We start from the raw sequence: 21,936 nt of genomic DNA, 5'->3' as shown, positions 1-21,936 counted from the left end.
GGACTATTTTGCCAGCCGCACCGCGCCGTCCGTAGCTTGCTCATAGGCGTTGGCGAGCGCGGCAAGCTTTACGGCCTGCCAACGACAGTATTCGTCGACCAGCCGGGTGCTCATCCAGAAGCGACCGCGCGAACCGTCGTTCGACCGGCCGATGTAACCGGTGTCCTGCGCCTTGGTAAACAGTCTGCGGACATGGGTGTTGGAGATGGTATAATGGTTGGCAAGCTCGGCCAGGTTGAGTTCGAGCCAAACCTTCCCGTCTACAGGCGTCAGGCTTTTCGGCCGCGCCATCAGGTCATCGAGCAGCAAGCCTCCGCATTCCGTCCAGGCGAAGATGGCGACACCTTCGGGAGGCTCGCTCCAATTCTTGTCGGACAGGAGCATCCTTGCCGCGATCGGCTGGGTGCGTACAAGGACGGAGGTGTCCGCCTCAACGTGTTCCAGGCGATTGCCACCATCGAGGCGATCGAGCGTACCCATCTGGCTCATGAACCAGCGCATCATGGCGCTCTCGCTGACTTCCGTCGGCTCAAGCGGGCGAACCTTCTTGTTCGTCCGTTCGCCGCTGACATCGCGCAGCAATTTGTAAGCGAGCAGTTCGGCCAGGAATGCGGCTGCGGTGTTTCGGCTTGCACCGCCGGTATCACGCATGAACTTCAGCAACCGTGCGGCTGTGACCCCGGAATCGGGATGGGACGGATCGCGCTCGAGATGAAGTGCGTAGGCGGCCTGGCTCAAGATCCATTTCTGATGCGAGGCAACCAGCCGAGCGACACGCGGAAAGATGTCATAGACCGCCATCAGATCGCGGGCGCTGATCTGCAGCGTTTCGCGCAGCAGCGGGTTGCGCAAAATTCCATCCGCCGTAAAGGCGGGCGGTTTTTCCGGTGCAGCATCCCCCTGTTTTGCCACCAAATGCATCTGTCGTGCACGTCTCCCGACGATCTTCGCCTACGCTTCGGGGGCCCATCCCTCGCCACGCCTGCCTCGATACTACTCAACTCTACTGCTTTTAGCAGCTTTACCTTGCTCATAACGTGCGAAGCCGCCATTTTGTTCGAAAGGGCCGGCAACGGATTTTTCCGTGGCCGGCCCCATTGCCTTTCTAAGGTGCGGCTACTGCACGAGCACTGGCGGCTGGCACTTGACCCCCGTGACGCGGACATCGGCTTCGCCCACCCGCACCCCGACCAAGAGCAAGAGGTTGTAGAGCAGATCGTCCACTGGTTTTGTGACGGCGCCCAGGGTTTGGGCGAGCGCCTGCTGCAGGACCGTCGGGCTGCCAAGCGTCAGGAACAAGACCTGTATGTTCAGATCCAGATTGTTGAGCAGGGTTTTCGTCGTCGATGACAGGATGTCCCTGGTCGATACGCTCTTGATCGAACGCGCGGCCACTTCGGCAGGGCTGAAGGTGAGGCGGGACGCCTGAAGGTTTTGCGCCTCAACGTGGGCGATCGCGTCAATCTTGACCACCAGCGCGTCGACGATGCGGGCGCGCTCGACGCGGGCGTCCGTCGAAAAGCTCGAAAGCACCTTTGGATTGACGTCGCCGATCGCGATTTCGGCGACGCCCGGAACCGCATCGACGATGACTGCCGCGTTCTCCGGCCTGCCGCCGTAGCAGCGGATATCGGAGAGTTTGGCTTCGGCGTGGGCGAGCTCGACATAGATCGGCAAACGAATACGGATACCGGCAAGGGCGGCCAGCCCGTCGATGCCCACTTCGACGGCAAGGCGGGTCTGAGCCGTGCGGACCGCAGCACCTGGGGTGCCGAGGCGATGGCTTGGCGTCTCGACCGGCGGTTCGCCGATCGCGAGTTTCACGGTCGCCGACGCTATTCCCGGCAACCCGGCGACCGCATTCAGCGCGATCTGGTTCTGGCCGTTGGCAATAGCGGCCGCCGCGGAGACAATCTGCAGGGCGCTGACCTTCATCGTCCAGTCGGAACCAGCATCGATCCTCAGGTCTTTCTTGGGATCGAGATTGAGTATCTGCGCCAGAGTAAAGGTCTTCTTGTTGTTGGCCGTCGCCAGCTCGATGCTCTTGAGTGCGGAGTTGACGGTGCCGGACAGACCCTGGAACAGCCGCATGGACGAAAGCAGCTGTGGCATCGTCAGTTTGGCGTCGAGCACGTCTTCATAGGAAGCGGTCGTCAGGCTGAGCTTGGTGGCAATGATCTTAAGGAACGGCTGGATGTCGATATCCGCGTCGATCAGGGCGTTGTAGTCCATCACCTTCAACGAGATGTTGGTGCCAAGCATCTGGCCGAGAATGGCATTGAGGAGACCATCATTCAGGCTGGCAAGACGGGAACCGACAGAGAAGGCGGCAATCTTCGAGCTTGCGGCGGTTCCGACGACATTGAGTTCCGGTGGTTCGGCGAAGACAGAGGCAAGAAAGATCTGCCCCTTCTTTTCCAGGTGAACCTGGACAGCATCCGAAGGGGCCGCGTTCTTGACGAAGCGCTGGCCGGCGGAAACGTTGGGATCGGGCACATAACGCCCGCGCGTGACCGTTGCCACGCCGTCGACCTTTGCCGTGGCAACGTCGCCCGGCTTCAGAACCTTGCCATCAACGGTCAGCAGCCCGGCGGGTGACGCGACCGCGAAGTTGAGGCTGTTGTTGGAAAAGTACTTGAGGACGGCCTGCTCTGCGGAAGAGACGTTTGATGCGGCGGCGATGGCGGCGAGATCGACCGTTTGCTGCATCTCCCGCTTTTGAACGGTGAGATAGCCGTAGTCGATGCCAAGCCCCATCGACGCAATAACGAGGGGCATCACAAGTGCGGCGGACATGCCGATATTGCCATGCCTGGATTGGGCGAGCGCTCGCAATGCCGTTGTTTTATGAACCATTTCAGATGCCTCCCAAGCGGATGGTGGCGAAGCGCTCGATCTGCTCGCTTGGCATCGCGAAGGTGAACATGTTGTAGATCGGGAGGTCGCTGGCGTCGTACTTGATCCTCACCGTGAATTGGTTGGCATTGCTCGCGTCGGCCTTGACCGTGACGGTCATGTGGGACGGCTTGATGAAGGATTGATCCATCGTGGTGCGCTGGATGTAGTCGGTGGCAAGACGTTCGCGCTCGCCTTCCGAAAGCCCTGCAATGGCGGTACGCGCGGCATCGGCAGCGATCTGCTGGATGGAATGGGCGGCGCTGAGGTAGATGCCGTAGGCAATCAACGTCAGCACGCATAGAAAGAAGAGAGGGGCGATGATTGCAAATTCAATTGCGGCAGCGCCATCGCGGCTGCCAAACAGGCGCGCTATTCTGGACATTTCAGCAACTCCGACCGAACCGTGACTGCTTTTTCTCTGTCCCTGCACCTTCAGGCTGCGCCTCAAGTGTTAATTTTTTGATACCCGAATAGGTTGTTTCAATGGCTAGAAATAGCCTATTGGTGCAAAATGCTTATCTGTGATTGAATTAGAAATTGCGTAGATTCTGGCTGGTTTTAGCCGCGACCGACACGGCTATTCGTTGTCGGGTATGTGCCGATATTGGGCAAGCTGGCGATTGAGAGTGGCGAGATCTGCCCGCAACTCGGCAATTTCGCGCAGCAGCACGTCATCCACCTTGTGATGCAGCGAGATCAACTCGACTTCCGATTTCAGATTGACCTCATAGTCCTTTGCCGCGGCGAAGCGATCACGCTCGGCCTGCCGGTTCTGGGACATCATGATGACCGGCGCCTGCAATGCCGCCAGCATCGAGAGCAGCAGGTTCAGGAAGATGAAGGGGTAGGGGTCGAACGCCCCGGTCATGAGCAAGATGGTGTTGACGACCACCCAGACAACGAGAAAGCCGCAAAAGCTGAGAATGAAAGCCCAGGAGCCGCCAACCCTGGCGATGGAGTCGGCAAGCCGATCTCCGACGGAAAGCTCGGCGCTGAACTCGGCGTTGGTGTCCGTCGCAACTGTGCGCCTCTCCTTGGCGCGGGTGAGGATGCGGCGCTCTATCTCGCCGAGTTCGGCGAGCGGTTTGCCAAACAGGTGCTGTGACAGGTCGTTGAAATGCGGCATGGCTAGCTCCTGAAATGGATCGGACGATATCTAGCGCACCACTTCGGTAGGAAAATCAACGGGACACCTCACATGAAAAGAGCCGGACGGGTAACCGTCCGGCTCTGTGCTGTCATGTCAGGCTCTCAAGCACCCTGCGCAAGAGCTGGTGATACGAACTAGAAACCTGCGGCGTAAAGATCCGCGTGCGACTTGAAGAATCGGTCCGTCGAGTAGCGCTTACCGAACATCATGTCATGCTGAAGGAAGCGATAGTCACGCAGCAGCGCCGGCACCTTCGGCTGACGAGACCACTCGGCGACGTCCTTGCCGTTCTTGCGGATCAACATGTAACGGTCGACGACCCGGTACTGATCGTGCACCTTGCCGAGGAAACCGGTGTAATAAGGATGCTCGTAGCCGGACTGCTTCAGGATCTGGTAGGAGAGGAAGGCCGGGCTGATCGTGCCGACATTCTTCTTCGGACCGGTCTTGTTCGACCAGACGACGAGCGGCGTTTCGTGCTGCGCTTTCATCTGGTCCTTTGGACCTTTACGCTCGGCCGTCACGCCCTTCATGAAACCGGTGTTGGTATAGACGGTGTTCAGCGGCGGCAGATGATCGCCGAACAGCACGATGATGGTCTCGCGGTCGCGCTCCTTCGCCCAGTCCATCAGCTTCTTCAGGCTCTCGTCGGCTTCCTTGATGCCCTGGGCATATGTCGCCAGCACCTGGCGATCGCTTTCGGGCAGGTTGCCTTCAACCTTGATGGTGTTCTTGGCGTAGCGGTTGGCCTCATAGGGGCCATGGCCCTGCAAGGTGACCGCGAAGAAGAAGAACGGGTCATCCATGGCATCGGCCTGGCGGATGATCTCGTTGGTCAGGGATTCGTCTGAGGCGAAGATGCCGCGCTTCTGCATCGGCGGCATGTTTTCCTCCGACTTGAAGGTGTCGAAACCGAAGGCCTTGTAGACCGCTGTCCGGTTCCAGAACCAGCTCTGGAATGGATGGATTGCACGCGACACGTAGCCTTCGCCACGGAAGAAAGTGGCAAGCGAGGGGATCGGGTTGCGGATGTACTGCTGGTACGGGATGCTGCCATAGGGCAGGAATGCATTGGAAAAGCCGGTCAGTGCTTCGAATTCGACATTGGCGGTCATGCCGCCGAACTCCGGCGAGAAGACGTTGCCGGACTGCATCTCGCGGATCGTCGGCATCGGGTCGGGCGAAAGCTTGACGTTCGGCAGACGGGTCGGATCCCAGAAGGATTCGCTCATCAGCACGATGACGTCGGGCTTGCTGCGATGGGACGTGCCAGCCGGCAGCGGCTTGACCGGGATGCGGTCGATCGCATCGGCCATGTAGCCGGCAGGTGCGCTGACATTGGCCATCGGCAGGTTGATCGCGAACGCCAGCGCAAAGCCGTTGTGACGATAGTTTTCGGTCTGATCCCACATGATGGGGATGACCTTCAGGCGATCACGGATCCAGGAAAACTGGTTGTAGTCCATGATGTTCCAGAAGGCGAAGAGCAGCGGCAGCGCAAAGGCCGCACGGGCGATACGCTCGCGGCGCGTCAGCTTGGGGAAGTTGCGCCAGGCGTAGCGCAGCAGAAGGCCGATGGCGACAACGGCTGCGAGAAGGCCGACGGCAATGCCGACGGCGGTCCAGGGACGGTCCTTGACCAGAACCGGCATCAGTTCGAGAATCTGGCGACCAAAGAGGAAATCGGTCGGGTAGAGCGGGTCGGAGAGGAAGACCTGCTTCTGCTGGCAGATGATGGCCGGGATGATCGCCAGCGGCGCGAGCACCACGGCGGACTTGTGTTCACGGCCGAAAACGCCATCGATGGCGAGCAGAATGAGGAAGAATGCGCCGATTGTGGTCCAGGCGGGGCGCGTCGGATCGAGGAAATAGGCAACCGTGTCGGCCATGGACTGGCGCACGATCAACTCGACAGCAAAAACGAGCGCTGCGGCAATCGACAGCGAGAACAATGCACTGCGTGCGGAGGTCAGCGTCTTGGCGTGCCGCGCGGCAAATCCGGGTCTATCGGTGTAGACTCGTGATCTCCTCGCTACGGCTGAATCGATACTAGCCAACATCTTCTCCAATTTCATCTATGTGTCGTGTAACTGTCATACGACTGTCATTTTGAACAGGGGATGAATGGCTTGTTCAGGGTGTTTGGAAACAGGTTTTCGTGACGTGAGGGTGTGCGAACCGGAGCCGATAACAACGCGGAATAGCAGAATTTTTTTGGAATTTTTCGCTTCGCCGCGATTGGCTGTGGGTATTTTGGCGCGGATTGCGCTAAAGATCGGGGCGAAAGTCAGACGCATTCGTTCGAGAACAGACCGACAGGCCCGCTCATGACCGCTCATAAAGCCGCTCCCACCCTGCTTCGCATCGCCGTCGCCCAGCTTAATCCGACCGTCGGCGATATCGCCGGAAACCTGGCGAAAGCGCGTGAGGCACGCGCCGATGCGGCGCGCCAGGGCGCCGACCTTCTTCTCCTCACCGAGCTTTTTATTTCCGGTTATCCGCCGGAGGATCTGGTTCTGAAGCCGGCATTCCTCAACGCCTGCCTTCAGGCGGTGGAAAAGCTGGCGGGCGAGACCGCCGATGGCGGTCCGGGTGTCATCATCGGCTTCCCGCGGCTCGCCAAAACCGGTCGCCACAATGCCGTCGCTGTTCTCGACGGCGGCAAGATCATTGCGGTGCGCGACAAGGTCGATCTGCCGAATTATGGCGAGTTCGACGAGAAGCGGGTGTTCGACCAGGGAGAAATGCCCGGGCCGGTCAATTTCCGCGGCATCCGCATCGGAATTCCGATCTGCGAGGATATCTGGGGCGATCTCGGCGTATGCGAGACGCTGGCCGAAAGTGGTGCTGAAATCCTCCTGTCGCCCAACGGTTCGCCCTATTATCGCGACAAGGTGGATGTGCGCCATCAGGTGGTGCTGAAACAGGTGATCGAGACCGGTCTGCCAATGATCTACGCCAACCAGCTCGGCGGGCAGGATGAACTGGTGTTCGACGGCGCGAGCTTCGCGTTCAACACCGACAAGTCGCTCGCTTTCCAGATGAGCCAGTTCGAGGAAGCGCTGTCGATCGTCGAGTGGAAGAAGGGCGACAATGGCTGGCATTGTGCCGGCGGCCTGCAGTCGCGCCTGCCGGAGCAGGAGGAGGCGGACTATCGTGCCTGCATGCTCGGTTTCCGCGATTATGTGAACAAGAACGGCTTCAAGAATGTCGTGCTCGGCCTTTCCGGCGGTATCGACTCGGCGATCTGTGCGGCCCTTGCCGTCGATGCGCTCGGCGAGGAGCGGGTGCGCACGATCATGCTGCCTTATCGCTACACCTCGAAGGATTCGCTCAAGGACGCCAAGGACTGCGCTGAAGCGCTCGGCTGCCGCTACGATATCGTGCCGATCGAGGAGCCGGTGCAGGGCTTTCTCGGCGCACTCGCCGATATGTTCGAAGGCACCGAATCGGGCATCACCGAGGAGAACCTGCAGAGCCGCACACGAGGCACCATTCTGATGGCGGTTTCCAACAAGTTCGGCTCGATGGTGGTGACAACCGGCAACAAGTCGGAAATGTCGGTCGGTTATGCCACCCTCTACGGCGATATGAACGGCGGCTTCAATCCGATCAAAGACTTGTACAAGATGCAGGTCTACGGCATCTCGCGCTGGCGCAACACCACCGTGCCGCCCGGCGCGCTCGGCCCCTCCGGTGTGGTCATCCCGCAAAACATCATCGACAAGGCGCCCTCGGCCGAGCTTCGCCCCAACCAGACGGACCAGGATTCGCTGCCGCCCTATCCGGTGCTCGACGACATTCTCGAGTGCCTGGTCGAAAAGGAGATGAGCACGGAGGAGATCGTCGCGCGCGGCCATGACGAGGCGACAGTGCACCGCATCGAGCACCTGCTCTATATCGCCGAGTATAAGCGCCGGCAGTCGGCACCCGGCGTCAAGATCACCAAGAAGAATTTTGGTCGCGACCGGCGCTATCCGATCACAAACCGGTTCCGCGACCGGGGCTAGACGATGCGCAGTTCGGTCGAGACCTACGACATCATGACCGGCCAGACGCATGTCGTCTGGCAGACCGACAGGCTTGTGGAGGCGCCGAACTGGTCGCCGGACGGGCAGTCTCTCGTTATCAACGGCGACGGGCGGCTTTACCGGCTGGCCCTGGACGGTTCGGCTCCTGATGAGATCGACACCGGCTTTGCCCACCTCTGCAACAACGACCATGGGATTTCGCCCGATGGCAGCACGATCGCGATCAGCGACAAGACCGAGTTCGGCAAGTCGGCGATCTATCTGTTGCCGGCTTCGGGCGGCAGTCCGCGACTGGTGACCCCGACCCTGCCGTCCTACTGGCATGGCTGGTCTCCCGATGGCCAGACGCTCACCTATTGCGGCATTCGCGATCAGATTTTCGATATCTATACGATCCCGGTCGTGGGTGGCGAGGAGCGGCGGCTGACACAGGGAGAAGGCCGCAACGATGGGCCGGACTGGTCGCCCGATGGAGCGTGGATCTATTTCAATTCCAGCCGCACCGGGCGCATGCAGATCTGGCGCGTTCGGCCTGATGGCACCGACATCGAGCGAATCAGCGACAGCCCTTATGGCGATTGGTTCCCGCATCCGTCGCCTGATGGAAGACACCTGCTGGTTCTCTCCTACGACGGCGATGTCTTCGATCATCCGCGAGACTTGAACGTTCGACTTCGGCTGATGGATATGGATGGCGGCAATGCGCGCGACCTGTTCGAACTCTTCGGCGGGCAGGGTACGATGAACGTTCCCAACTGGTCGCCTGGGGGAGATCGCTTCGCCTTCGTTCGCTACCAACCGGAAAGATGAGAAGACTGGACAAGAATACGGACTGCGTGCTAGCGATCGTCTCGCTTGCAGGGCGCACCCGATCCGCGGGAAGGGCTAGTCCCACCTGTTTCACTGAATTTGGTTGCCACACCTCTTTTCAGTCTGTGGGCGCGGATACCGGACGTGAATGAAAGGAGGTCTTTCATGATCACGCGCGATCTTCCCGCGAATGCTACCCTCGAATCCATCCGTAAGCAGGCCAAGGCTTTTCTGAAAGCCCTGAAGGCGGGGGATGCCGCTGCACGCCAGCGAACGTTGCCCTATTTCAACGAACCGGCCGCTATCGGCCTGCAGGATGCCCAACTGGTCATTGCCCGAGAGCTCGGCTTCTCCAGCTGGACCCGACTGAAAACGCATCTCGAACGCGCCCAGTCGGGCAAACCTGCGACCGAGCAACTTGCGAACCGTTTCCTGGCGCTCGCGACTGTGTCTTACTTCGGCGACATAGCCGCCGATCCTGAGCGGTACGCCCAGGCGAAAGCTCTGCTCGAAGAGCATCCTGAAATCGCCAGCGAGAGCATTCATGTCGCCGCGGCGCTGGGCGATGGCGACGCCATAGACCGCTGGCTCGACAAGGATCCGAAGCTCGCCAGCAAGCGTGGAGGCCCTTACGACTGGGAGCCTCTGCTGTATGCAGCCTATGCGCGCATTCCCGGACGGTCTTCGCTTGCTGCTGGTGAGCGGCTTATTGCGCGCGGCGCGGATGCCGATGCCTTCTGGTTGGATGACGGACAGTATCGCTTTACCGCGCTGACGGGTGTCTTCGGCCAAGGCGAAGCGGGCAAGGAGCGGCAACCGGAACACCCGGATTGCACCGCCTTTGCCGAATTGCTGCTCAAGGCCGGCGCCAAGGCTAACGACAGTCAGGCGCTCTACAATCGCATGTTCGAGCCAGACAATACCTGCCTCAGACTGTTGCTGCGCCATGGGTTGAGCGCCAAGGACAGGAACAATTGGCTGGTGCGCGAGGATGGAGAGCTGATCGAAAACAGCCAGAGTGTTTTCGACTATCAGCTCGCCTGGGCGCTGGAAAAGCGAATGGCCGATCGTGTTCGATTGCTCGTCGAACATGGAGCGGACGTCAACCGGACCGTAAAGGGACGCACACCCTACCAATGGGCGGAGCTTGGCGGCGATGCGTCCCTTGCAGAATATCTGGTTGCTCATGGCGCCACGGCTGCCGAACTCACTGATGCCGACCGGCTGGCGCGCGCGATTGCCGAGGGCAAGGGCGAACAGGCGAAGGCGCTGGTGGCTTGGGATGCAACGCTCGTTTCGCGCACGCAGTCGGCACATCCTGCGATCCTGCATGAGGCTGCGGGCGAAAACCAGGAGGACAGGGCGGCGCTGATGCTGTCGCTCGGCTTCGACGTCAACCGCATGACGTCGCGCACGCCGCTGCACGAGGCGGCGTTGCATGGGCATATCGAGATGGCAAAGCTTCTGCTCGAGCACGGCGCCAACGCCATGGCGCGTGACCCGTACCATCACGCGCCGCCGATCGGCTGGGCCGAGTACAACGGCAAGAGTGATATGGTGCGATTCCTCGAAAGCCAGCCGCTCGACCTGTTTGCCGCCGCCGCCTTCGGCAAGAGCGAACAGGTGATGGCGATCGTCGATGAAAAACCGGAACTGCTCGACATACCCTTCGGCCAATTCCGCGGGCGCGGGCGGCCAAACCCGCAAAGCGACTGGATGACACCGCTTGCCATCGCCGTCGTCAACAGAAGGTCCTCCGTGGTCAAGCTGCTCATCGAAAAAGGTGCCGATGCCAATCGGCGTGATGGCAGCGGCATGCGGTCGATCCGGGATCTTGCCCGCGACGAAGGCGACGAGGAAATCGTCTCGCTGTTGAGTCGATCTTCTTCGCCCAACTAGTGGTCGCACGACTACTGATTGTTGATTTATACTAGGCGGTTGAAGTCTTTAAGGCTTTCAATACCAGCTTGCTTAAACTAAATTTCTGCTTTGATCTTTAGGGTGGCGTCTGATCGGTGCCACCCTTCGCCATTGACGGCTGGTCCGGTCAGGGGGCGTTGGCGTGATCGAGCAAAAGTTTCGGCAACCGAAGCAGAACAGGGCGGTCTGGGCAATTCATGCTGCCTGTACCTTGGTTGCGATCCTGACAATCGCCAGCCTCATCTTCGTTCTCAATCGTTCCGTCGTCGAGGCGGACCGTTTCGGCCGTTCTGCAGAGCGCAGGCTGGTGACAAACGAATTGCGCCACCAGATGGAAGCCGCCGTGCAATTCCAGGCGCAGGTCTCTTTCTGGGACGACACTTACGACGAACTTGCGACCGGACGGCTGAGTGACGCCTTCGTGGCAGAACAATTGGCCGGATGGCTCTGGGAGGACTACGGTTTCTCCTGGCTGATCTTCAGTGATGCCGATGGACATGTTTCGACAGCATTGAAGGACGGACTGGCCATCCCCGCGCAGGCGGCCGAAGGCCCGCTTCGCGATGCCGCCGATCTAGTCGACGAGGCACGTCGCCGCTATGACAATGCGCTGAGAAACAATGGCGGCACCTATACGCTCGATATCCCCCAGCCGAACCGGCAATCGGTAACGCCGATCGTACCCGGCATCCACGCTGTGGATATGCGTGAGGTTCAAGGGCAGATGAGCATCGCGGTCGTCCAGGCGGTGATCCCGGAAACGCTGCAGCTTGCCGCCAATCGCCGCAAACCGGTGTTCATGGTTTCTGTTCGCCCGCTGACGGCGTAGTCGCTGCGGGAGATCGAAGCAAAGCTTGGGGTGTCTGGCCTTGCCTTCGTGCCGCTGTCTCAACTTCCGGCCGATAGCGTGCACGTGTCCGTCGGCCGGTGCTTGGACGCCTCCTGCCTGGTCGTTGCCTGGACGCCGAAATCGCCCGGCGGTTTCGTGCGGGCGGAGATCCTGCCGAGCGTGATCGCCATCGCGATCCTGGCAATGCTTTTGATGGCCTTCGTAGCCCTCAGGTTCTCAAGCGTCTTTGCTGCCCTGCAGCAGAGCGAGGCGCGAAACCTCTACATGGCAAAACATGACCGGCTCACCGGGCTTCTCAATCGCAGCGGTTTCGACGATGCGCTGGCCGCCGCGCTCCTCGACGCGACAAACCGCCCATTCGCGCTGATCCTTGCCGATCTGGACGAGTTCAAGGCCGTCAACGACCGGCATGGGCACGCGGCGGGTGACGCGGTATTGATGGCCATTGCCGAACGGTACCGCCGGCGGGTCGGGGCGCGTGGAACCGTTGCCCGCCTGGGCGGTGACGAATTTGCGGTCATCCATCGTTCGCCAGGCAAGGATGCGGACGTATCGGCGATGGCTGCGGGCCTTGTCATCGATGCGCAGACGCCGATCGAGTTTGAGGGGCAGATGTTGCGCGTCGGCAGCAGCGTCGGCCTGGCCTTTGCGCCAAAGCACGGCAGCACCGCCCGCGCGCTGCTCGCCGCTGCCGACGAGGCGCTCTATCTCGCCAAAAGACGCGGGCGCAACCGTGTCCAGACGGCTGACGACCTTTCCCCGGAAGACAAGATTGCGCTCAAAGCGGAGGCGTCAAGGCGCCACGCCGGCTGAGTCTTCAGGCCGGTATCGTTGCATCGCCTTGGCCTTCGTCCGAGCGGCTGAAGCGTCCACCGAGCGGAGCGGTCACCCACAAAAGCCGGGCGTCGCCGTCGCTGGTTGAAATACAGGCATGGCCGAGGCGTGCATCGAAATAGACGGCATCGCCGCTCTTCAGCACCGCCGGTGCGTAGTGCTCGGTGTAGAGGGTGATTTCGCCGTCGAGGACATACATGAAGTCCTCGTCATCGTGCCGGTCCCAATCGGGAAACTGGTCGAGCCCCCGTGCCCTGACCAGCACTTCGACCACCATGAAGGCCGTGTTGCGCACCTCTTCCATCAAGAGCCGCAAGCCATAGTTCGGCGTTTCATGGCGGGTGCCATCGTCCTGCCGCGTGATGCTGCGCCGACCGGCCGGCGGGCTCGATTCGCCCGAGGCGAGAAAGCTCAGGAGGTCGAGCGAGAAGCCGGCTGCCAGCTTCTGCATGGCGTGGAATGTCGGCGACATCTCGTTGCGCTCGATCTTTGATAACGCCGAACGGGACAGGCCGATGCGCTGGCTTGCCTCATCGAGCGTCCAGTCGCGTGCGATCCTGAGCTCCTTGACCCGGGCTCCGAGCTCGGTCGGACGCTCCTCGCTCGAGCGCAATCGCTGTTCGGCGGGGCGGCGGGTAATGGTCAGATTCGGCATGGCGTCTCCTCGATCCCTACATACGGACAAAACTCACGATTCTCAATTCTGTTGACGTAATCCACTATAGTGGATATTTCCTGATTGTGAAACTTAACGGGAGGACGAACTGTGATCAACATTCAGGAAAGCAGATACGGGGTCGACGAATTGCTGGTTGCCGATGCGGAGGCCGATGAGCGGCGATGGCTGCCCTTCGGCGACAGCGCCTTTACACTGCCCTTGCTGTTCGACGTGCGCGGCGGTAGCTGGGTCAGCATCTTCAAGGCAAAGGGAGCCGGCACGATCGAGCGGCATCGCCATTCCAATCCGGTCACCGGTTGGACGCTTGAGGGCACCTGGGGGTATCGTGAACGCGATTGGATCGCGCGACCCGGCACCTTCATCTTCGAGCCGGCAGGCGATATCCATACGCTCTACGTGCATCCGGAGGCCGGCCACATGAAGGCGCTGTTCCATGTGTTTGGCCCCTTGGTCTATCTCGATGACGACGGCAATGCCGAAGGTTATGACGACGTGCTCGTCAGGCTCGACCGTTATGCAGCTCACTGTAAGGCGGTCGGGCTCGGCGAAGATTTCGTCCGCACTCTGATCCGATAGGGGAGGCAACGATGCATGCATTGGTATTCGACACGTTCGGCGGGCCGGAGGTCTTAAGCTACCGCGAGGTTGCCGACCCGGCCGTGCCCCTCGGGCATATCCAACTGGCAATGCGGGCGATCGGGCTGAACTTCGCCGACATCTACCGGCGCAAGGGCAACTATACGCTTGCGGGCAAGGCGCCACACATCGCCGGATACGAAGGGGCAGGTGAGGTCGTGGCCATCGGTGAAGGCGTCGAAGGCGTCGCCATCGGTGACCGGATCGGGTTTGCCGACGTGCCGTTTGCCAATGCAACGCGGGTGACGGTGCCACTGGAGCGGGCAATCCCGCTTCCTGACGACATCGACTTTGAGGCTGCCGCCGCACTCCTGCTGCAAGGGCTGACGGCACAGTATCTGGTGGAGGACAGCTACAGCGTTCGTGCAGGCGACACGGTTCTCGTCCAGGCGGCAGGCGGTGGCGTAGGGCAATTGCTGATCCGGCTCGCGATCGCGCGGGGGGCAAGCGTCATCGCCATGGCGTCGACGCTGGAGAAGCAGGCGCTTGCCAAGGCTGCCGGAGCTGCCTACGCGCTCGGCTATGACGAGGGCTGGCCGGACAAGGTGCGGGCGCTGAGCGACCGCGGTGTCAATGTCGCCTACGATTCTGTCGGCATTACCTTGCTCGACAGTCTCGCAGCGGTGCGCTCGCGCGGCACGCTGGTGACATTCGGCATGGCCGGTGGGCCGGCACCCCTGGTCGACCCGCGCTACCTGATGGAGCATTCGAAAACTGTCGTCGGTGGCGATCTCTGGGATTTTCTCACAGATCGGCAGCAACGGCTGAGCCGGGCCGGGCGGCTTTTCCAGGCCTTGCGGGACGGCGTCATCGAGCGGCCCCGCATCGAGACCTTCGCGCTGTCGGACGGGGCCGCGGCCCATGCGCGGCTCGAGGACCGGCGCTTTTCCGGGAAGATCGTGCTTTTGCCCGAATGAAAGACAGGCCCCGCGTCGTCGCGGGGTCTGTTGCCTTCACCCCCGCCGATCAGACAGCAGGCACATTGTAGGGGGTGATGACCTCGACGGCCGACAGACGGCTGCCGCCCAGTTTTTGGTCGGCACCGTTTTGTCGTGCGAGAATTGCGCGAAAGGTCATGCGGGCGTCACTGCGCAGATCATGATGGAGGACGAAATGGATCCGGCGTTGGCGTAGCAGCGCCAGGTTGTCGTGATCGAGGTCATGGGCGATGAACAGCGCGCAGTCGCGACCAACGCGCTCGAACGCCTCGAGCACAGCACGGTTACCGCCGCCAATCGAATAGGCGGCATTGATGTCGGCGTGCGCTGCAAGCGCCTTTGCCGCAAGTGCGCCTGTCTCGGTATCCTTGCCATGGCCTTCGCTGATCTCGATGATGCGGATCGCCGGATATTGTTCGCGCAGCACGCGGCGAAAACCGATTTCGCGTTCCTCCTCACCACGGAAACGGCTGCTGGAAATCGTCACGAGTACTGTTGCGGAGCTTTCGGCGAAACGTTCGCCGATGAGATAGGCCGCCGTTTCGCCGGCCGCACGGTTGTCAGCGCCGGCATAGGCGGTGCGCGCCGAGTTCGGCAGATCGGTGACGAGCGTGACGACGGCAATTCCCGCCTGTTCGAGGCGGGCGACCGCACCGACGATTTCGGGAACGTCCGGTGCCTTCAACACGACGCCGTCGGTTCCGCGCAGGCGAATGCGGTCCAGCAATTGCGCGATGTCGTGCGGGCGCATGGTCTCGGCGAAATGAAAGCGACAACGGAATGTCGTGGGCATGAAGGTGGGCGCTTCGGTTTCGAAGGCCTGCCTGACCGCTTCGGTGAAGCGCTCCGGCGCCTCCATCACCACATCGATCGTCCGCTTCTGGCCCTGGATCTCCAGTCCGTTCTGCTGCTTTTCCAACTCGCGGATGGCGGCTTTCACCCGCGCTTCGGTCTGCTGGCGCACGCCGGCTCGGCCGTTCAGGACCCGATCGACGGTAGCGGTGCTCAAGCCCGCCTGAAAAGCGATGTCCTTGACCAGAAACGGATGAGCCACCGGTGATCCCTCCTGATGGTTTTTTGATGGATTCCTGCTCTATATCACGTTCGGATGGCGCCTATAGTCGGGGCATCGAAAGTTTCTGAGGAGGAACGGGATGAAGACCGACAACAAAGCGCGCCAGCGCCTCGACCGCGTCTGGCTGAGCGAAGATGGCTGCGACATCGAGGAATTTCGTGTCGAGGTGGAGCGCCAGACGAACCTGGCGGACTATCCGCATGCGCTCGCCTGCGAGAAGAATGTACTGATCTACGACAGCGCCAGCCTTGTATCCGCCTGCGCCACGACCGAGGGGCGGCGCGCCGTACTGGCCGAGATTTGTGAATCGCTTTCGACCGGGCCGGGCGTCGCGGTGTTCAAGCACGCTTATGCCGACACCACCGTGATCGATGCCGCCAGCGGCATATTTGACGCCATCATCGAGGAGCAGCACCGCACCAACAGCGGTGGTGGCGACCATTTCGCCAAGCCCGGCGCCAACGACCGAATCTGGAACTCGCTCGAAAAGCACTGCCTGAAAAGCCCCGAAAATTTCGCGGCCTATTATGCCAACGCCATGATCGCGCTTGTCAGCGAGGCCTGGTTGGGTCCGAACTATCAGATGACGGCGCAGGTCAACCGCGTCAATCCGGGCGGTGCGTCCCAGGCTGCCCATCGCGATTACCACCTCGGTTTCCAGACCTCTGCTGTCATCGAACAGTATCCCGCGCATGTGCACCGGCTCTCACCGGTTCTGACGCTGCAAGGGGCGGTTGCCCATTGCGACATGCCGCTCGAAAGCGGTCCGACGCTTTTCCTTCCCTATAGCCAGACCTTTGTGCCCGGCTATCTCGCCTTGAAGCGTCCGGAGTTCCGCGCCTATTTCGATGAGCACCATGTGCAGTTGCCGCTCGAAAACGGCGATGTCGTCTTCTTCAATCCGGCGCTCTTCCACGCGGCCGGCAGCAATCGCTCGGTCGATATCAAGCGCGTCGCCAACCTGCTTCAGGTGTCCTCGGCTTTCGGGCGGGCGATGGAGACGGTCGATCGCGTGAAGATGAGCGCAGCGCTTTACCCGGCGCTCGCGACCCTTACGGCATCCGGCGCGCTTTCGACGGCCGAAGCGGCGAACGCGATTGCCTCCTGCGCGGAGGGCTATTCCTTCCCGACCAATCTCGACCGCGATCCGCCGATCGGCGGGCTTGCGCCGAAAACCCAGGCACAACTGATGCATGAGGCGCTGGCGGGCAGGTGGAGCGAGGCGGATTTCCGTAGCGCGCTTGACGAGCAGGCGCAGCGCAAGCTGAGCTGAACGGCAGATATCGATATGTCAGGTCCCCGGTGCTGAGCGCCGGGGGCTGTTTCCTGTTTCCTGTGACTTTCACTTCTGGGAGGAATTTCATGACCGAGCAATACGGCCGTCTCGATGGCAAGATCGCCATCGTCACCGGTGGGACGCAAGGGCTGGGGGCAACGATCGCCGGCCTGTTTGCCGAACGGGGGGCTGAAGGCATCGTCATCTGCGGGCGCAACACAGCCAAGGGTGAGGCGAAGGCCGCTGAGATCCGCAAGGCGAGCGGCGCGCAGGTGCACTATGTCGAAGCCGATCTCGAAAAGGTCGAGGATGCCCGCAAGGTCGTCAACGCCTGCGACGCCACCTTCGGGCGCGTCGATGCGCTGGTTAATGCGGCGGCGATCACCGACCGTGGTACCATTCTCGATACCAGCCCCGAACTGTTCGACCGGATGTTCGCGATCAATGTGCGCGCGCCGTTCTTCCTGATGCAGGAGGCGGTCAAGGTCATGCGAAGGGTGGGAACGCAGGGCACGATCGTCAATATCGGTTCCATGTCGGCCATGGCCGGGCAGCCGTTCATTGCCGCCTATTGCTCGTCCAAGGGCGCCCTCGAGACGCTGACCAAGAACACTGCCTACGCGCTCTTGCGCAACCGCATTCGCGTCAACGGCCTCAACATCGGCTGGATGGCGTCGGAGGGGGAAGATCGTATCCAACGCGAGTTCCACGGCGCTGCGGCCGACTGGCTGGAAAGGGCGGCCGCCAGCCAGCCCTTCGGCCGGCTTGTCGACCCCAAGGAAGTCGCGCGCGCCTGCGCCTATCTGTCCTCGAGCGAATCCGGCCTGATGACCGGGGCCGTCATCTGCTTCGACCAGTCGGTCTGGGGCGGTTACGACGGTTCGCCACATCCCGTCGCGCCGCTTTGATACCAAGCCGCAAGGGCAGCGGTCGAAAGGTCACAGATGTCGACCGCAGCCGAAAGCCTCGCACAGTGGCGGCAGGCGCTCATGGAGTTGCTTGTCATTCCCGTATCGCTGTGCACTTATGGCGTGGTCAGGTGCCCGCGACGCGGGAGAATCGGGAATCCGGTGTCATTCCGGAACGTGCCCAACGCTGTGACGGGGACGATTTCCTCTAACGATCTTGAGTTTTCTCACGATCTTGCCACTGGATCTTCATGTGATCTGGGAAGGTGAGGTGATCGGATGATCCGAAGTCAGAAGACCGGCCTGGCAAGATAGACCGAACCCCGCGCGGACGGCGGAAGGTTGTGCATTGTTGGGGATCGAACGATGCTGACTGATTCGAATGGCGGCCTTGCGGCTGCCGAAGCCTTTTCGCTGGACGAGCGCGAAGCCGTCTACCGAGCCATCGAGACACGTCGGGACGTGCGGGATCAGTTCCTGCCCGAACCCTTGCCCGGCGATCTGGTGATGCGCCTTCTCAATGCCGCGCACCGCGCGCCATCGGTCGGGTTCATGCAGCCATGGAATTTTGTCGTCGTGCGCCAGACGGAAACCCGCGAGCGGGTCTGGCAGGCTTTCTCAAGGGCCAACGACGAGGCTGCGTTGATGTTCGATGGTGATCAGCGGACGAAATACCGTTCGCTGAAACTGGAGGGTATCCGCAAGGCACCCTTGAGCATCTGCGTGACCTGCGACCGCACGCGCGGCGGGTCGGTCATTCTCGGGCGGACCCACAACCCTGACATGGATGTCTATTCCACCGTCTGCGCGGTGCAGAACCTCTGGCTCGCCGCGCGCGCCGAAGGCGTCGGCGTCGGCTGGGTCAGCATTTTTCATGAGAATGAGATCAAGTCGATCCTCGGCATACCCGATCATGTCGTGATCGTTGCCTGGCTTTGCCTCGGATATGTCGATCAACTCTATCAGGAGCCCGAGCTGGCGGCGAAGGGCTGGCGCCAGCGCCTGCCGCTGGAGGAGCTGGTGTTCGAGGAAGGTTGGGGAGCCTGCCGAAAGGCAGACGCTGTGATCAGTTGCTCTGAACCGGCTGGTAGCCCGGACCCTTCGGGTGGCGAAGGTCGATCGACGTTTCCTCCTGGGGCAGGAACGTCGGCCCGATGACCCGCACCTTGCTCTTGGCGGGGTCGTATGGGCGCTCTTCAGCGGGAACGGCCGCCTTGTTGGCAGGAGCCGTTGCTTGCTTTTTGCCTTCGATGACGACGATCGACGACTGGCTGTCGCCGGCATTGCCATTGCCTGCTTTGGGAGTGGTTACCGCCGTCTTCGGGATCTGGCAGCCGCAAATACCGGGCGTGCCGACGCCGCGTGTCCGGTATACAAAAGCGTTCGGCAGTTCGGTGTAGGGGCGCCCCGTCGAGGCTGAGACCATCTGGTCGCTCTCTTCGGTCGCCAGCTCGTGGAAGAAGAGTTCCGTTTCCGCACCCGGGCAGCGGGCACGACAGGCCTGCTCGTCGCGGGGAAAGTCGGCCGGGCTCGCTTCGGACGAGATCGGGAAGTAGGCACCGTCGCAGGTGCGCACGCACATGGTGCGAAGCGTGCCGGAATAGACACCGCTTTCCGGTGGGTATCCGGCCGCGTCACCATCACGCAACAACGGCCCGTCGGATTCGTCCGGCGGCAGATCGCGCAGGATATTGCGATGCGTTTCCGGAGCCTCTGGATCAGCGCTGGCAAATTCCTCGCGGTCGCCATAACAACCGTTGATCTCGAGAGCGGCCAGGATACGCCGACGCGTGTCGCCGCCATCACCTGACATGAGCTGCTGGCGTTCCGATTTGAGGATATCGAGATTGTCTTCCATCTCGGCGATCAGGCTGTTGATATCGGAGCAGATATCCGGGTCGCCGCCATTGAACACGACGACGCTGCCTGAGCCGCAGCCGGCACGGCGACGGTCATTGCGCGCCCGACGCAGTTCGATGTTCTGCCTCGATATGGCGCTGGCATAGTCACGCGTATCGGCCGTGGTGGTCATAGCTGCCGGCAGTTCGGCAAGCCTTGTGTTCAGGCGGTCGCATACGCTGGAGGCCAGCGCCGGATCGGCAAGAACCAGAAGCAGCGGCAAAGTTGCCGCCGCAAGGGTTTTCATGTTCCGGAACAAGGGCGAACGTCCATTCCTGCAACCGGTTGGCGCCACCCTTGTTGTCCGGGATCGGTCGCCGTCGGCATTTCCTGTTTCAGCCCTATCATAAGGCTTGTCGCCGCGTGTGCAACGACAAGCCTCGTATTGCGTTAACAGTTGCGTCCTCATGGACGAGTGGACGGTACCGATCCGATGTCAGGCTGCGCGTGCGGTTTCCAGCGACATCGGCCGTTCGAGAACCGTACCTTCGATCGCGGCGACGGCCTTCATGGCGCTTAGCAGTGACGGCGTCACCTCCCAGGCGACCGCCACGGCAAAGACCGAGCCGATCCGGTGAGGTTCACCGATGCGCTCGCCGGGGCAACCCATGCGCCGGAACATCCGCTCAAGGAAGACGTCGGTCACCGTGACGATATGGCCGATGCCGGAGGCAAGCCCGAGTTCGCCGACACCGCACATCAGTTCTGCGGCGGCAACCGTGACCTGATTGGAAGCGCGATCCTGGGAAATTTCGGGGTCGATGCAGAAGCGGCTCGATTCCCAGATCGAGGCGCTGCGAATCTCCGGGTTGTCGCCCAGCAGGATCGGGAAGGTATCGTCCAGCATGTTTGGGCCAAGCGTCGGCAGCAGTCTCAGCGATCCGCGCAGCTTTCCGGTGTCCGGCGAGTAGGACAGGATGTAGAGGGGATTCGACTTGTCGTAGTTGTCGATCTCCCATTCCCCTTCGGTCTGAACGTCCCATTTCAGGAAGTCGTGAAAGACGCGCTTGCGCAACTTGAACATCTCGTCGATGGCCTGTGGGTGCTGTCCGCGTGTCCTGCCGTTGAGGATCCTGATCATCGTTCTCTCCATCCTTGTCTTTGGGGGATGGCGTAATGCTGTCAGTCCGGCGGCGGAGAAGAAACTGGCACTAGTGACAGTACCGATAACGGATTTTTTACTCTAAATTTCGATGGGTTTCCGGAGGAGCGCAGGGGGAGCGGCTTTAACCCGGATCAAACCGTGGGGATCAGTGCGTGGCGAACCGCCTGGGCCACAGCCTGCGTATTGGAGACGACATTGAGCTTGCGGCGGGCGTTGGTCATGAAGAAGCGTACGGTGCGTTCGGAAATGCCGAGAATGGTGGCGATCTCCCAATAGCTCTTGCCGGCTGCCGACCAGGTGAGAACCTCGGTTTCACGGCCGGTCAGGCGCATATCGCGCGCCGCCGCCCCACTCGTCATGGCCGCGTTCTCGAGCATGCCGGCATGAAACAGGTTGGCGGCGAGCTGGAAGTCGCGCAGATGATTGCGCCGATAGATCGACCATTCGGCCTGGGACATGTTGACGTTGATGGCCAGCAACGCCATCCGCCCGGCCGGCGAGGGCAGCGGAAGCGCGACGCCTTCGCTGGAAAGCCCGATCTCTTCGGCGGTCTTGAACAACGGCTCGCATTCGGGAAAGCGATGGCGCGCCGTCGTCCATTCCACCGGCCTGACGCCGCCGAGCGCGAGCTTCAGGATCGGGTCGATGCGATAGAGCCCGCGCGTCAGATAGAGCTCCGCCGCATAGGCACCGAACGTGTGGTGCAGGCGGCAGATCTTGAGCTCGTCGGCATAGGGCTCTGCTTCCAGATAAAGGAGATGAGCGATGCGAAAGGTACGTCGCATCAACGTAAAGAAATGGGCCGGCTCGACACAGCCTCCGCATTCCAGGATTTCCAGCATGTCGAGGACAGCCTGTTGTTCAGTCATGCCACAACACCGATTCTTGCCCTGAACCCCACAATGGTTGGGGGTTCACCTTTTGTCC

21 protein-coding genes and 1 riboswitch are annotated in these 21,936 nt (G+C 61.2%); of the genes, 10 read left to right on the top strand and 11 right to left on the bottom strand.

Features of this window, described 5'->3' with window-relative positions; genetic code table 11:
• Window positions 1-3: 3 nt before the first annotated feature.
• From HT585_RS07650 to HT585_RS07625, 6 genes are all read right to left on the bottom strand, one after another.
• Window positions 4-921, bottom strand: a complete 918-nt coding sequence (locus HT585_RS07650) for a helix-turn-helix domain-containing protein (RefSeq protein ID WP_176352356.1) — start codon at window positions 919-921, stop codon at window positions 4-6.
• Between the two features lie 195 nt (window positions 922-1,116).
• Window positions 1,117-2,856: a pilus assembly protein TadG-related protein gene (locus HT585_RS07645; protein WP_176352355.1), complete on the bottom strand. Its 1,740-nt coding sequence runs from the start codon at window positions 2,854-2,856 to the stop codon at window positions 1,117-1,119.
• Window position 2,857: 1 nt separating this feature from the next.
• Complete coding sequence (locus HT585_RS07640) at window positions 2,858-3,280, bottom strand: TadE/TadG family type IV pilus assembly protein (protein WP_176352354.1); 423 nt, start codon at window positions 3,278-3,280, stop codon at window positions 2,858-2,860.
• A gap of 195 nt (window positions 3,281-3,475) precedes the next feature.
• Window positions 3,476-4,024: a DUF1003 domain-containing protein gene (locus tag HT585_RS07635; protein ID WP_176352353.1), complete on the bottom strand. Its 549-nt coding sequence runs from the start codon at window positions 4,022-4,024 to the stop codon at window positions 3,476-3,478.
• Window positions 4,025-4,182: 158 nt separating this feature from the next.
• Complete coding sequence (locus HT585_RS07630; protein ID WP_176352352.1) at window positions 4,183-6,105, bottom strand: LTA synthase family protein; 1,923 nt, start codon at window positions 6,103-6,105, stop codon at window positions 4,183-4,185.
• 36 nt (window positions 6,106-6,141) lie between these two features.
• A complete protein-coding gene (locus HT585_RS07625) occupies window positions 6,142-6,387 on the bottom strand; it encodes a hypothetical protein (RefSeq protein ID WP_176352351.1) in 246 nt (81 codons plus the stop codon).
• On the opposite strand from HT585_RS07625, the gene HT585_RS07620 reads away from it, so the two are divergent.
• The 5 genes from HT585_RS07620 to HT585_RS07600 all read left to right on the top strand — a co-directional run bounded on the left by HT585_RS07620 (window position 6,376) and on the right by HT585_RS07600 (window position 12,472).
• The gene (locus HT585_RS07620) at window positions 6,376-8,058 is read left to right on the top strand and encodes an NAD+ synthase (RefSeq protein ID WP_176352350.1); all 1,683 of its coding nucleotides are present in this window, start codon (window positions 6,376-6,378) and stop codon (window positions 8,056-8,058) included. The two genes, HT585_RS07625 and HT585_RS07620, sit on opposite strands and share 12 nt — an antisense overlap.
• A gap of 3 nt (window positions 8,059-8,061) precedes the next feature.
• Window positions 8,062-8,889 carry a TolB family protein gene (locus tag HT585_RS07615; RefSeq protein WP_176352349.1) on the top strand — a complete coding sequence of 276 codons (828 nt, stop codon included), beginning with the start codon at window positions 8,062-8,064 and terminating at the stop codon, window positions 8,887-8,889.
• Window positions 8,890-9,054: 165 nt separating this feature from the next.
• A complete protein-coding gene (locus HT585_RS07610; protein WP_176352348.1) occupies window positions 9,055-10,788 on the top strand; it encodes an ankyrin repeat domain-containing protein in 1,734 nt (577 codons plus the stop codon).
• Window positions 10,789-10,951: 163 nt separating this feature from the next.
• Window positions 10,952-11,638: a CHASE4 domain-containing protein gene (locus tag HT585_RS07605; RefSeq protein WP_176352347.1), complete on the top strand. Its 687-nt coding sequence runs from the start codon at window positions 10,952-10,954 to the stop codon at window positions 11,636-11,638.
• Between the two features lie 30 nt (window positions 11,639-11,668).
• Window positions 11,669-12,472 (top strand): diguanylate cyclase domain-containing protein, encoded by an 804-nt coding sequence (locus HT585_RS07600; RefSeq protein ID WP_176352346.1) that lies wholly within the window; start codon window positions 11,669-11,671, stop codon window positions 12,470-12,472.
• 4 nt (window positions 12,473-12,476) lie between these two features.
• Here the strand turns inward: HT585_RS07600 and HT585_RS07595 are convergent, their stop codons facing one another.
• Complete coding sequence (locus tag HT585_RS07595; protein ID WP_176352345.1) at window positions 12,477-13,148, bottom strand: helix-turn-helix domain-containing protein; 672 nt, start codon at window positions 13,146-13,148, stop codon at window positions 12,477-12,479.
• A gap of 111 nt (window positions 13,149-13,259) precedes the next feature.
• Here HT585_RS07595 and HT585_RS07590 point away from each other — a divergent pair, with 111 nt between their 5' ends.
• Both HT585_RS07590 and HT585_RS07585 read left to right on the top strand, forming a co-directional pair.
• Window positions 13,260-13,748, top strand: coding sequence for a cupin domain-containing protein (locus HT585_RS07590; RefSeq protein ID WP_176352344.1), 489 nt, complete (start codon window positions 13,260-13,262; stop codon window positions 13,746-13,748).
• Window positions 13,749-13,759: 11 nt separating this feature from the next.
• A complete protein-coding gene (locus HT585_RS07585) occupies window positions 13,760-14,725 on the top strand; it encodes a quinone oxidoreductase family protein (protein WP_176352343.1) in 966 nt (321 codons plus the stop codon).
• 49 nt (window positions 14,726-14,774) lie between these two features.
• Here HT585_RS07585 and HT585_RS07580 read toward each other — a convergent pair whose 3' ends face one another.
• The gene (locus tag HT585_RS07580) at window positions 14,775-15,800 is read right to left on the bottom strand and encodes a substrate-binding domain-containing protein (protein ID WP_176352342.1); all 1,026 of its coding nucleotides are present in this window, start codon (window positions 15,798-15,800) and stop codon (window positions 14,775-14,777) included.
• A gap of 100 nt (window positions 15,801-15,900) precedes the next feature.
• On the opposite strand from HT585_RS07580, the gene HT585_RS07575 reads away from it, so the two are divergent.
• From HT585_RS07575 to bluB, 3 genes are all read left to right on the top strand, one after another.
• Entirely contained in the window at window positions 15,901-17,094 is a 1,194-nt protein-coding gene (locus HT585_RS07575; RefSeq protein WP_176352341.1) for a phytanoyl-CoA dioxygenase family protein, read from the top strand.
• 89 nt (window positions 17,095-17,183) lie between these two features.
• The gene (locus HT585_RS07570) at window positions 17,184-18,005 is read left to right on the top strand and encodes an SDR family oxidoreductase (RefSeq protein ID WP_176352340.1); all 822 of its coding nucleotides are present in this window, start codon (window positions 17,184-17,186) and stop codon (window positions 18,003-18,005) included.
• Window positions 18,006-18,117: 112 nt separating this feature from the next.
• Window positions 18,118-18,326: riboswitch (cobalamin riboswitch) on the top strand.
• Between the two features lie 45 nt (window positions 18,327-18,371).
• A complete protein-coding gene (bluB, locus tag HT585_RS07565) occupies window positions 18,372-19,163 on the top strand; it encodes a 5,6-dimethylbenzimidazole synthase (protein WP_176352339.1) in 792 nt (263 codons plus the stop codon).
• On the opposite strand, the gene HT585_RS07560 is transcribed toward bluB, so the two are convergent.
• The 3 genes from HT585_RS07560 to HT585_RS07550 all read right to left on the bottom strand — a co-directional run bounded on the left by HT585_RS07560 (window position 19,072) and on the right by HT585_RS07550 (window position 21,878).
• Window positions 19,072-20,151 carry a DUF2865 domain-containing protein gene (locus HT585_RS07560; protein ID WP_176352338.1) on the bottom strand — a complete coding sequence of 360 codons (1,080 nt, stop codon included), beginning with the start codon at window positions 20,149-20,151 and terminating at the stop codon, window positions 19,072-19,074. The genes bluB and HT585_RS07560 overlap by 92 nt on opposite strands.
• 189 nt (window positions 20,152-20,340) lie before the next feature.
• Window positions 20,341-20,985 carry an acyl-homoserine-lactone synthase gene (locus HT585_RS07555; protein WP_176352337.1) on the bottom strand — a complete coding sequence of 215 codons (645 nt, stop codon included), beginning with the start codon at window positions 20,983-20,985 and terminating at the stop codon, window positions 20,341-20,343.
• Window positions 20,986-21,140: 155 nt separating this feature from the next.
• On the bottom strand, window positions 21,141-21,878 hold the full coding sequence (locus HT585_RS07550; protein ID WP_176352336.1) for a helix-turn-helix transcriptional regulator: 738 nt from the start codon (window positions 21,876-21,878) through the stop codon (window positions 21,141-21,143).
• Window positions 21,879-21,936 lie beyond the last annotated feature (58 nt).

It is taken from the genome of Ensifer oleiphilus (assembly GCF_013371465.1).
In the GTDB taxonomy this organism is placed as follows: domain Bacteria; phylum Pseudomonadota; class Alphaproteobacteria; order Rhizobiales; family Rhizobiaceae; genus Ensifer; species Ensifer oleiphilus.
This window is presented reverse-complemented; position numbering and strand designations above follow the sequence as displayed.

Excerpts from the sequence above, each read along its gene's own strand:
- HT585_RS07555 (WP_176352337.1), bottom strand. The coding sequence starts at position 20,985 with ATGATCAGGATCCTCAACGGCAGGACACGCGGACAGCACCCACAGGCC.
- HT585_RS07575 (WP_176352341.1), top strand. The coding sequence starts at position 15,901 with ATGAAGACCGACAACAAAGCGCGCCAGCGCCTCGACCGCGTCTGGCTG.
- HT585_RS07595 (WP_176352345.1), bottom strand. The coding sequence starts at position 13,148 with ATGCCGAATCTGACCATTACCCGCCGCCCCGCCGAACAGCGATTGCGC.
- HT585_RS07645 (WP_176352355.1), bottom strand. The coding sequence starts at position 2,856 with ATGGTTCATAAAACAACGGCATTGCGAGCGCTCGCCCAATCCAGGCAT.
- HT585_RS07650 (WP_176352356.1), bottom strand. The coding sequence starts at position 921 with ATGCATTTGGTGGCAAAACAGGGGGATGCTGCACCGGAAAAACCGCCC.
- HT585_RS07625 (WP_176352351.1), bottom strand. The coding sequence starts at position 6,387 with ATGAGCGGTCATGAGCGGGCCTGTCGGTCTGTTCTCGAACGAATGCGT.
- HT585_RS07560 (WP_176352338.1), bottom strand. The coding sequence starts at position 20,151 with ATGAAAACCCTTGCGGCGGCAACTTTGCCGCTGCTTCTGGTTCTTGCC.
- HT585_RS07615 (WP_176352349.1), top strand. The coding sequence starts at position 8,062 with ATGCGCAGTTCGGTCGAGACCTACGACATCATGACCGGCCAGACGCAT.
- HT585_RS07635 (WP_176352353.1), bottom strand. The coding sequence starts at position 4,024 with ATGCCGCATTTCAACGACCTGTCACAGCACCTGTTTGGCAAACCGCTC.
- HT585_RS07640 (WP_176352354.1), bottom strand. The coding sequence starts at position 3,280 with ATGTCCAGAATAGCGCGCCTGTTTGGCAGCCGCGATGGCGCTGCCGCA.
- HT585_RS07620 (WP_176352350.1), top strand. The coding sequence starts at position 6,376 with ATGACCGCTCATAAAGCCGCTCCCACCCTGCTTCGCATCGCCGTCGCC.
- HT585_RS07585 (WP_176352343.1), top strand. The coding sequence starts at position 13,760 with ATGCATGCATTGGTATTCGACACGTTCGGCGGGCCGGAGGTCTTAAGC.
- HT585_RS07570 (WP_176352340.1), top strand. The coding sequence starts at position 17,184 with ATGACCGAGCAATACGGCCGTCTCGATGGCAAGATCGCCATCGTCACC.
- HT585_RS07550 (WP_176352336.1), bottom strand. The coding sequence starts at position 21,878 with ATGACTGAACAACAGGCTGTCCTCGACATGCTGGAAATCCTGGAATGC.
- bluB (WP_176352339.1), top strand. The coding sequence starts at position 18,372 with ATGCTGACTGATTCGAATGGCGGCCTTGCGGCTGCCGAAGCCTTTTCG.
- HT585_RS07610 (WP_176352348.1), top strand. The coding sequence starts at position 9,055 with ATGATCACGCGCGATCTTCCCGCGAATGCTACCCTCGAATCCATCCGT.